This is a genomic window from Rhizobacter sp. P1_G5 (genome assembly GCF_056405435.1).
In genome coordinates this window covers 1-9,916 of sequence record NZ_JBFUCB010000180.1, presented here as the reverse complement: position 1 = coordinate 9,916, position 9,916 = coordinate 1, and the positions used below count along the sequence as shown (strand labels likewise).

Annotated in this window: 10 protein-coding genes and 1 tRNA gene; 7 read left to right on the top strand and 4 right to left on the bottom strand. The window is 71.3% G+C overall.

Going from position 1 to position 9,916, the window contains the following annotated elements:
• From AC1D12_RS14480 to AC1D12_RS14465, 4 genes are all read left to right on the top strand, one after another.
• A partial coding sequence (locus AC1D12_RS14480; protein WP_477841112.1) for a hypothetical protein occupies positions 1-1,142 on the top strand: 1,142 nt, incomplete at its 5' end.
• 91 nt (positions 1,143-1,233) lie between these two features.
• Complete coding sequence (locus AC1D12_RS14475) at positions 1,234-2,571, top strand: S1 family peptidase (RefSeq protein ID WP_477825138.1); 1,338 nt, start codon at positions 1,234-1,236, stop codon at positions 2,569-2,571.
• Complete coding sequence (locus AC1D12_RS14470; protein ID WP_477825137.1) at positions 2,553-3,557, top strand: FHA domain-containing protein; 1,005 nt, start codon at positions 2,553-2,555, stop codon at positions 3,555-3,557. The genes AC1D12_RS14475 and AC1D12_RS14470 overlap by 19 nt, the downstream gene beginning before the upstream one ends.
• On the top strand, positions 3,520-4,335 hold the full coding sequence (locus AC1D12_RS14465; protein WP_477841111.1) for an SDR family oxidoreductase: 816 nt from the start codon (positions 3,520-3,522) through the stop codon (positions 4,333-4,335). The genes AC1D12_RS14470 and AC1D12_RS14465 overlap by 38 nt, the downstream gene beginning before the upstream one ends.
• 15 nt (positions 4,336-4,350) lie before the next feature.
• Here the strand turns inward: AC1D12_RS14465 and AC1D12_RS14460 are convergent, their stop codons facing one another.
• Positions 4,351-5,364 (bottom strand): septal ring lytic transglycosylase RlpA family protein, encoded by a 1,014-nt coding sequence (locus AC1D12_RS14460; RefSeq protein WP_082004513.1) that lies wholly within the window; start codon positions 5,362-5,364, stop codon positions 4,351-4,353.
• Between the two features lie 50 nt (positions 5,365-5,414).
• Between AC1D12_RS14460 and AC1D12_RS14455 the strand changes: the two genes are divergently transcribed.
• Both AC1D12_RS14455 and AC1D12_RS14450 read left to right on the top strand, forming a co-directional pair.
• Positions 5,415-6,281 (top strand): class II glutamine amidotransferase, encoded by an 867-nt coding sequence (locus AC1D12_RS14455; RefSeq protein ID WP_477825134.1) that lies wholly within the window; start codon positions 5,415-5,417, stop codon positions 6,279-6,281.
• Positions 6,259-7,239 (top strand): LysR family transcriptional regulator, encoded by a 981-nt coding sequence (locus AC1D12_RS14450; RefSeq protein WP_477825133.1) that lies wholly within the window; start codon positions 6,259-6,261, stop codon positions 7,237-7,239. Before AC1D12_RS14455 ends, AC1D12_RS14450 begins: the two co-directional genes overlap by 23 nt.
• 12 nt (positions 7,240-7,251) lie before the next feature.
• Here the strand turns inward: AC1D12_RS14450 and AC1D12_RS14445 are convergent, their stop codons facing one another.
• From AC1D12_RS14445 to AC1D12_RS14435, 3 genes are all read right to left on the bottom strand, one after another.
• Positions 7,252-7,917, bottom strand: a complete 666-nt coding sequence (locus tag AC1D12_RS14445) for a DUF2799 domain-containing protein (RefSeq protein ID WP_477825132.1) — start codon at positions 7,915-7,917, stop codon at positions 7,252-7,254.
• A 14-nt stretch (positions 7,918-7,931) separates the two neighbouring features.
• Positions 7,932-8,957, bottom strand: coding sequence for a DUF3667 domain-containing protein (locus AC1D12_RS14440; RefSeq protein WP_477825131.1), 1,026 nt, complete (start codon positions 8,955-8,957; stop codon positions 7,932-7,934).
• A gap of 73 nt (positions 8,958-9,030) precedes the next feature.
• Positions 9,031-9,106, bottom strand: a tRNA-Arg gene (locus tag AC1D12_RS14435).
• A gap of 127 nt (positions 9,107-9,233) precedes the next feature.
• Between AC1D12_RS14435 and AC1D12_RS14430 the strand changes: the two genes are divergently transcribed.
• A complete protein-coding gene (locus tag AC1D12_RS14430; RefSeq protein WP_477825130.1) occupies positions 9,234-9,836 on the top strand; it encodes a c-type cytochrome in 603 nt (200 codons plus the stop codon).
• Positions 9,837-9,916 lie beyond the last annotated feature (80 nt).

Here is a 9,916-nt window from a genome sequence, read left to right as displayed (position 1 = left end):
GCGCCCCCGCGTGCAGCAGCGGCCTCGCATCGCAGCTCGCGAGCGGCGCGCGCATGAGCACCGACGACGGTGCCCCGCTGACCGGCGCCGCTGCGGTGGCCGCCGGCCTGTGCGAGATGTTCGCGTCGCAGGAGATGTTCGGCTCGCGGCTGCTGAGCCCGACGCTCGGCCGCTGCGACCTCGACGGCGCGCAGCCGGTGTGCCGCGTCAGCTTCGTGCTGCAGGACCAGGCCGGCGGCGTGCAGCCGGTGGGCAGCGGCATGGGCGTCACGCGCGAGGGCGGCGCGTGGAAATTCCTCGGCGACGTCGACCCGGTGCAGCTGCATGCATCGGCGAAGGCACAGCGCGACGTGCGCATCGACGGCGACACGCCGGTCGTCAGCTACTCGCGTGCGATCGCCTTCGACATCCAGGCCGTCACCGGCCTGCAGTGCGCGCAGGTGGTGCAGCGCAATGCCGACCAGGCGCTGGTGACGATCGCGTACTACAAGCGCTTCGGTGCCGACGTGCCGCGGCTGTCGCTGTGGCAGCAGAACGGGTTCAGCAACGAACGCAGCCTGGACCCCGCCGCGGGCGCACTGCGCAGCGCCGACGACACCTGGGTGGCGCTGCCTGACGGCGATGCCGGCGATGCGGTGGTGCGCAACTTCTTCCGCGGCGGCCGCACCGTCACCGTCAACACCTTCAGCGACGATGCCTGCAGCGCGCCGTTCGCGGTCTCCGGCCGCAGCAGCTTCGAGGTCGACGTCGAAGGCGTGCCGCCGGTCTGGGCCGCGATGCCCAACCTGCCGTGGACAGACCTGACCAGCGCCGGCCGGCAGGCGCTGCTCGACCTCGCGCTCGATGCCAACGCCGGCACCACGCTCAACCTGGCATGGACCTTCAGCCACGGCACGCTCGGCCTCGACAGCGGTTCGATCTGCAGCGACCGTTCGCAATGCGGCCAGGGCGGCAGCGGGCGCATCGCCGATTTCCGGCTGCGCCCGGGCGCGACCTCGGCGGCGATCGCCGTCACCAACGGCGGCACCGCGCTGCCGGCGACGGGCTACAAGATGCTCGCGCTGTACGGCCGCACCGGCGACGGGCTCGACCTGCAGAGCAACGCGATCGCGTGCACGCCCGGCACGACCGAGTGCCACTGAGCGTGTAGCCCGGATGCCAATCCGGGTTCCACGGTCATGAATCCCGGATTGGCATCCGGGCTACGGGGGCCGCCCCCGTAGAATGAATTCGATGAGACTGATTCACGCCCTAGCGTTCGTGCTCTGCGGGGCCGTCACGGCGCCGGTGATGGCACAGACGGCGCCCGCCAAGGCCGCTCCCCCCGACCCGCCGGCCTCCGCGCCGGTGTCGCTGTCGGCCCGCAAGGTCTACGAGCAGGCCCGCTCGCAGCTGGTGCAGATCCGCACCGTGCTGAAGGGCCAGGCGAGCCAGACCTCGGTGGGCTCCGGCTTCCTGGTGTCGGCCCAGGGGCACATGATCACCAACTTCCACGTCGTCGCCGAGGCTGCGCTGCAGCCCGAGCGCCACGACCTGGTGTCGGTCACCGCCGACGGCCGCGAGGCGCCGGTGAAGATCCTGATGCTCGACGTGCTGCACGACCTCGCGCTGCTGAAGATGGCCGATGCCAAGGCCGCCGCCACCTTCGATGCCCTGCCGTTCCGGCCCGAGGGGCAGAAGCTCGCGCAGGGCGAGCGCATGTACTCGCTCGGCAACCCGCTGGACGTCGGCTTCGCGGTGATCGAGGGCAACTACAACGGCCTCGTCGAGCGCTCGTTCTACCCGCAGATCTTCTTCGCCGGCTCGCTGAGCGGCGGCATGAGCGGCGGCCCCGCGCTCGACCAGGAGGGCCGCGTGATCGGCGTCAACGTCGCGCGGCGCGTCGACGGCGAGCAGGTCAGCTTCCTGGTGCCGGCCACCTTCGCGAGCGCGCTGCTGGCCCGCGGGCGCGACGCCGCACCGCTCGCGCTGCCCGCCTGGCCGGTGCTGACCGAGCAGATGATGGCGCACCAGCAGCTGCTGACCGACCGCTTCATCGCGCAGGGCTGGAAGCTCGCGACGCACCCGCGCTACCAGGTGCCGGTGCCGCCCGACCGCTTCATGCGCTGCTGGGGCAGCAGCGAGCCGTCGCGCACCGGCGGGCTCGATTTCGAGCGCTCCGACTGCGTGATGGACACCCGCATCTTCATGGGCGAGTTCACGACCGGCGCGGTCTCGGTGCGCCACGAGAGCTACGACGGCCGCAAGCTCGGCACGCTGCGCTTCTCGGCGCGCTATGCGCAGAGCTTCCGCAACGAGCACTTCGACCGCCGCCGCCCCGACCAGCAGACGCGCCCGCAGTGCCATGAGGATTTCATCGACCGGGGCGGCCTGCCGCTGCGCGCCGTGGTCTGCGTGCGCGCCTACAAGAAGYTGCCGAAGCTGTACGACGTGTCGGTGCTGGTGGCCACGCTCGACGAACCGAAAACCGGCGTGCAGGGCCGCTTCGACGCCCAGGGCGTCAGCTATCCGAACGCGATGAAACTCGCACAGCACTACCTGGAGGCCTACGCATGGGTGCCGTCGCGCTGATCGAAGTGCTGGAACGCGACGGCACGCCGCGCCACGGCGTGGCGGTGCCGCAGTGGCCGTTGCGGGTCGGGCGCGCGCTCGACAACGACCTGGTGCTCGACGACCCGCACGTCGCGCCGCACCACCTGGTGATCGACCGCGACGAGTCCGGCGCGTTCGTGCTGGTGGGCGAGACGATCAACGGCGCGCTGCTCGGCACGCAGCGGGTGGAGGCCGGCGCGCGCGGCGCGGTCGGCGATGCGCCGCTCGCGATCACGATCGGCCGCGTGCACCTGCGGCTGCGCCTGGCCGAGCATGCGCTCGCCCCCGAGCTGCGGCTGGACCCGACGCGTTCGCTCGCGCAGGGCCTGCCGCTGCTCGCGCTGCTGCTGGTGCTGGTCGGCGCGATGCAGGTGTTCAACATCTACCTCGACACCGACCCCGACGGCTTCGTGCGCGCCCTCGGCAGCAGCGCGATCTCGGCGATCGTCGGGCTGCTGGGCTGGTGCGGCGTGTGGACGCTGCTGTCCAAGCTGTTCACGCGCCAGGGGCATTTCGGCTGGCACCTGCGCGTGGTGCTGATCGCGGTGCTGGCGTGGGAGCTGATCAGCGGCGCGACGCAGCTGCTGTCGTTCTCGCTGTCGTGGCCGTGGCTGAGCGACTTCAGGTTCGTGCTCGGCTATGCGGTGGGCGCCACGCTGCTGTACTTCCACATGCTGGCGGTCGAGCCCTACCGGCACCGCCGCGTGCGGCAGGCGGCGGTCGCGATGGCGCTGGTCGGCACGGCGCTCAGCCTGTGGTTCAACTGGCAGGGCGGCGACCGCCTGGGCAGCGAGCTCTACATGAGCCACCTGTTCCCGCCGGCGCTGCGCGTCGCGAAGCCGGTCGACACCGCCACCTTCATGAAGGGCGTGGCGGAACTGCAGGCCACGCTCGACGCGAAGGCCAAGCGCAAGGAGGATGCAGGCGATGACGACAACGGCGAAGGTGGCGGCGACGACGAGTGACCTGGCCAATGCGGCGCGCGGCCGCACGGTGCTGGTGACCGGCGGCARCCGCGGCATCGGCGCCGCGGCCGCCGTGTGCTGCGCGGAGCTGGGTTTCGACGTGGTGGTGAACTACACCCGCGATGCGGCCGCGGCGCAGGCGGTGGTCGACCGCGTGCTCGCGCTCGGCCGGCGCGCGATCGCGGTGCAGGCCGACGTGTCGGTCGAGGCGCAGGTGATCTCGATGTTCGGGCAGGTCGATGCGGCAGGGCGCGACGGCCAGGTGGCGGCGCTGCACGGCCTGGTCAACAACGCCGGTGTCGTCGACCGGGCGACCCGCGTCGAACAGATCGACGGCGCGCGCCTGCAGCGCATGTTCGCGATCAACGTGTTCGGCAGCTTCCTGTGCGCGCGCGAGGCGGTGAAGCGGCTGTCGACACGCCACGGCGGGCCGGGCGGCGCGATCGTCAACCTGTCGTCGGCTGCGGCGCGGCTGGGCGGCCCGGGGCAGTACGTCGACTATGCCGCCGCGAAGGGCGCGATCGACACCTTCACGATCGGCCTGGCGCGCGAGGTGGCCACCGAAGGCATCCGCGTGAACGCGGTGCGGCCGGGAATCATCGAGACCGACATCCACGCCTCCGGCGGACAGCCCGACCGGGTGCAGCAGCTGGCGCCGCAGGTGCCGATGCAGCGCGCCGGCACGGCCGACGAAGTGGGGCGCGCGATCGCGTGGCTGCTGTCCGATGCGGCGAGCTACACCACCGGCAGCCTGCTGGACGTGACCGGCGGCCGCTGAGGCCGACGGCTCCGTTCAGCGGCGCTCGACGATCAACGGCACCAGCTTCAACGCCTCGCGGATGCGGGCGGCGGCATCCTGCGCCTCGCCGCGGCTCGGGTAGGGCCCGGCCTGCAACCGGAAGATCGACGGCTCGCTGAACACCGCGAGCAAGGGCGCCAGCCAGTCGAGTTCGCCGGACACGCGGCGCTGGAACTCCTCGGCGCCATCGCGCTGCTTGAACGCGCCGAGTTGCACCCAGAAGCCTTGTGCCGCGGTCGTGAAGGCGCGGCTGGGCTTCGGGTCGACCGGCGCATCGGGGGCCGATGCAGCCGGCAGCTCGGGGATCGGTACGGCGGCGACCGGCACCGGCAAGGGGGTCGACACGGCAGCCGGCAATGGCGAGGGCAATGGCGCAGGGGTCGGCGCAGGCGCAGGCGCCGCAGCCACCTCCGTCGCGCCCCCATCGCGCCGCCACGACCCGGCGCGGATCTGCTCGAACGTGATGCGCTCGACCTCGACCGGCGCAACGCCGTTCAGCACGCCGAGCTTCAGCGCCGCGGTGTAGCTCAGGTCGATCACGCGGCCCGGGTGGAACGGGCCGCGGTCATTGACGCGCACGATCACCTCGCGCCCGTTGGCCGGGTTGCGCACCCGGGCGTAGCTCGGGATCGGCATCGTCTTGTGCGCGGCCGTCATCGCGTACATGTTGTAGACCTCGCCGCTCGCGGTGCGCTTGCCGTGGAACTTGCGGCCGTACCACGAGGCGAGCCCCTTCTCGGTCAACGGGCTGTCGTCGCGCTGCGGCGTGTAGTCCTTGCCGAGCACCTCGTAGGGCTTGTTCGGCCCGCCCGGGCGGATCGGTTCGACCTGCGGTTGCGCATCGGGCACGCGCGCGAGGTCGGGGGGCGGCTTCGCTTCGGGTCCGTCGCGGGACGACGATTTCGGCGGGCCCGAGGCGCACGCCGCCAGCAACGCCGCGACGCACAGCATCGAGAGGTGGTGCCTGTGCTCGCGCAGCTCGCGGGCGATCGCATCGAACTTCGTCATTTCTCCTCAATTGGAGGCCACGATGCCGCGTATTGAACACCAGATCTGCCATGTGTCAGCTACTCGGGATGAGCTCCAGCGCGAATGCCGCGATCACTTTCTCGTTCACCGGCTTCGCGCAACGCGGCGGCCGCACCGGCGACCATGCCGACGGCTGGGGCATCGCTTTCTACGAGCGATCCGGCTGCCGCATCTTTCTCGACGATCAGCCGGCCTGCGATTCGCCGCTGGCCGAATTCGTCAGCCGCTACCCGATCAAGTCGAAGATCGTGCTGGCCCACCTCCGCAAGGCCACGCAGGGCGAGCCGATGCTGTCGAACAGCCACCCGTTCCAGCGCGAGTGGGGCGGCCAGTCCTGGATCTTCGCGACCAACGGCGACCTGCGCGATTTCCACCCGCCGCTGCGCGGGCCCTTCCTGCCGATCGGCAGCACCGACAGCGAGAAGGCCTTCTGCTGGCTGCTGCAGCAGCTGCGCGAGCGCTTCGGCAACCGGCCGCAACCGCCGGGCTGGCTCGAGATGGCGCCGTGCGTGGCCGAGCTGTGCGCCTCGATTGCGCGGCACGGCAACTTCAACATCCTGCTGTCCAACGGCCAGGGCTTGTACGCGCACTGCTCCAGCCGGCTGGTGGTGCTGGAGCGCCGCCACCCGTTCCCGACCGCCCGCCTGGTCGACTGCGACGTGTCGCTCGACCTGGGCGTGCTGAACCGGCGCGACGACCGCATGGTCGTCATCGCGACCGCGCCGCTCACGGTCGACGAACCCTGGTCGCCGCTGAAGACCGGCGAATCGCGGCTGTTCGTCGACGGCGAAGCGGTCTGGCGCCACACGCACCCCGACACCCGGATGTTCCCGGCTCCGACGACGCACAGCGGCCGGGAAGGCAACGATGCCGATGGACGTCCGATGGCTCGATGATTTCCAGGCGGTGATCGACTGCGGCAGCTTCACGCACGCGGCGCAGCGCCGCGGCGTCTCGCAGTCGGGGCTGTCGCGGCGCATCCAGGCACTGGAGCAGTGGGTCGGCGCGCCGTTGTTCGATCGCCTGGCGCAGCCGCTGCTGCTGACGGCGGCGGGGCGCCGCTTCGCGCCGCTGGCGATCGGCTTGCATTCGATGCTCGATGCCGCGCAAGGGCAGGATCCATGGCGCATCCGCCGCAATCCCCATGCCGTGACGATCGCCGTCGCCGACGGACTCGAGGCCGGCCTGCTGCCGCTGCTGCTCGGGCGCATCCGGCGCAGCTGCCCCGACACGGCGTTGCGCGTCGTCAGCCACGACGAGCGCCACGCGCGCGCCTCGCTGCTGTCGGGCCGCGCGCTGCTGTGGGTGGTGGCCCAGGATCCACAAGCGGCGGTCGACCTCGCCCCGGAGTTGTTCCACGCCAAGCTGGTCGCGCGCGACCGCCTGATGCCGGTGGTGGGCGCGCGCGGCGGCCAGCCGCTGTTCGAGCTGCCGGGCACGCCGCAGCGGCCGGTGCCGGTCGTCGACTATGCGGTTGCGCATCCGCTGGCGAGCTTCCTGAACCGGCGCCTGGCGCGTGAGCGCACGCTGCCCCACCTGCGCGTGGCCGGCGTCGCGCAGAGCATGTCCGGCCTGCACGCGCTGGTGGCGCAGGGGCTCGGGCTCGGCATGGTCTACGAGTCGATGGTGAGCCACGAACTGCGGGCCGGCGAGCTGCTGTGCGCCCAGCCGCGCTGGACCGCGCCGGTCGAGGTGTTGATGGTGCGGCCGCGCCACGTCCTGCGCGGCAGCCCGGCGGCCGTGCTGGCGCACGCGATCTGGGAGCAGACCGCCGAGCTGCCCGAAGAGCCGCGCCATCCGCCGGCGACCTCGGCGGCGCGCACTGCGCTGCTCGTCAGCGACGTCGTGAGCTGAGCGTCGCGATGTTCAGAGCGACAGCGCCGACAGCTCGGCCTGGCGGATGAGGCGGCGCGTCGCGGCCTCGTCGGCATCCAGCTGGCGCAGCTGCCGCCGGGCGGTGTCGCGCTGGTCGGCGCTCGACTTGTCGTCGGCCAGCACCTTCCGCTGCTCGGTCGCATCGCGCAGGATGCCGTCGAGCCGGTTGTTCAGCGCGCGCAGTTCGGTGCCCATGCGCAGGCCGGCGTTGAACGGCCCCGCGAGATCCGCCGGACAGGTGTTGCGGTAGGTGCCGCCGAGCCGCGCGAACTCGTAGCCGCTGCGCGCGGTGCAGAAGCTGATCAGGCCCATCTCGTAGCCGGTCTGGTAGGCGTTGCCGACCGGCACCGGCGCGCACAGCGGCGCCGACACCTTGCCGAGCGTCGCATCGTTCTCGCCGAGTTCACCGGTGCAGTAGGCGCGCTGCCCGTCGGCATGGCCCGCGGCATAGGCGCTGCGGTCGGCGCCGATGTCGTTCTTGCGGCAGGCGTCGGCACGCGCGGTGAAGCGCTCGATCGTCAGGCCTTGCGAAGCATCGCGGCGGCCGAGTTCGCGCCAGTCGGCCTTCAGGCAATCGTCCTTGCTCATCACCGAGCAGCCGGCGAGGAAGGTGGCGCAGAGGGCGGCGAGGGTCAGGGTGCGCAGCGTGGGGGTCATGGATGAACTCGCGATCAGGCCATCGACAGCGCCAGGATGGCGGCCAGGAACAGCAGCAAGGCCGCCAGGCACACGCACAGCAGCACGCCGGTGCGCCACACGGTCGACGACCACGTCAGGCCATGGGTTTCGCGCAGGTGCACGGCCAGGTGCACCGGCGGCACGAGGATCAGCAGCGGCGCGACGAAGCCCCGGGCAGGGGTGCCGTACAGCAGCGCCGCGACCGTCACCAGCAGCGACATGAAGGTCAGCGAGTAGAGCGAGAAGACGGCATGGTCGTACATCGCGATGCCGCGCCGCCAGAAGAACATCAGCCACAGGAACGGCAGCGAGATCGGCACCAGCAGGAACGAGAACTTGTAGGCCGTGCCCTTGAGCTTGTAGAGCGCCAGTTCCGGGTTGTCGATGGCGTGGCGGATCGCGGCATCGAGCTGCGCGTTGCCGGTGTCGACGCGGGTCCGGTGCTGTCCGTCGACCGGGCTCGAGGCCGGCGCGGCAGTCGCCCTCGGCGAGGCGTCGAAGGCCTGGAGGGCCTCGCCTTGCATGCGGGCCTCCTGGCGGGCTTCGGCCAGTTCGGCGAGTGCGTCGGTGATGTCTGCTCCCTGCGCCCGGATCCGGGCGAGTTCCTGCTCTGCCTTGGCGACCGCCGCATCGGCGTCCTTCACCTCGGCCAGCAGGTCGGCCCGTTCGGACGCGGCACCGGCAAGACGGTCCGGCGTTCCCTTGGGCCCGAGCGACACCACGAAGAACATCAGGAACACCGTGAACAGGAAGAGCGCCAGCGGCGACACGTAGCGCACGCGCTGGCCGTCGATGTAGCGGCGCGTCAGCAGGCCGGGCCGCGCCACCAGCAGCGGCAGCGTGCGCCAGCCCTTGGCCTCGAAGTGCAGCAGGCCGTGCAGGACCTCCTCGCCCAGGTGCAGCAGCGAGCGGTGCAGGTGGCCGCTCTGGCCGCAGGCGTGGCACCAGGCACCGCGCAGTGTCTCGCCGCAGTTGCGGCACGCCTTGTGTGCATCGTCGCTCACCGAAGCAGCGCGCATGGGGATCGTTCTTCCGTGAAGTGAAGCGATGGTGCTGCGGTGCCGTGGCCGTGGTGTGCCGGTCGTGCGGAAATGGTGCGCCCGGCTGGGATCGAACCAGCAACCCCTGCCTTCGGAGGGCAGTACTCTATCCATTGAGCTACGGGCGCGAAGTGCGGGATTCTACAGTGGCCGCCGCCGACCCCGGGTGAGCCCGGTGGCGCGCCGGGAGGGGCCCTCTATAATCCCGCGGTTTTGCCAGTATCGCCAGCCAACGGATACGCCTCGAGGAACTCCATGAGCGACGCCCACAGCACTCCCGAACACGACGCCCCGCACGAGGGTCCGATCAAGACGCCCAAGCAGCTGATCCTCGCGGTGTTCTTCGCCTTCGTGATCCCGATCGTGGCCATCATCCTGCTCGTCAGCTACGTCGAGGCCGATCACCAGCCCGCCGCCGGCAGCGATGGCCTGAAGGCCGAGGCCGTCGCCAAGCGCATCCAGCCGATCGCCGGCTACGAGGTCAAGGACCTGTCCGATCCCGCCTCGCTGAAGAGCGGCGAGCAGGTCTTCGCCGCCCAGTGCACCGCCTGCCACACCGCCGGCGTCGCCGGCGCGCCGAAGTTCGGCGACACCGCGGCCTGGGCACCGCGCATCCCGCAGGGCTACGACGTGTTGCTGACCCACGCGCTGAAGGGCAAGGGCGCGATGGGCCCGCAGGGCGGCGGCGATTTCAGCGATGTCGAGATCGGCCGCGCCGTCGTCTACATGGCCAACAAGGGCGGCGCCAAGTTCGCCGAACCTGCGGCCGCGCCGGCCTCCGGTGCTGCGCCCGCGGGTGCAGCTTCCGCCGCCGAAGCCGCCCCGGCCGCATCGGCCGCCGCCTCCGCCGTGAAGTAGATCAAGCGGGACGCAAGTCCACGCCCGCCCGACGAAGCCGGCCTCGCGCCGGCTTTTTCATGCCAGGCGCTGCGGACTCA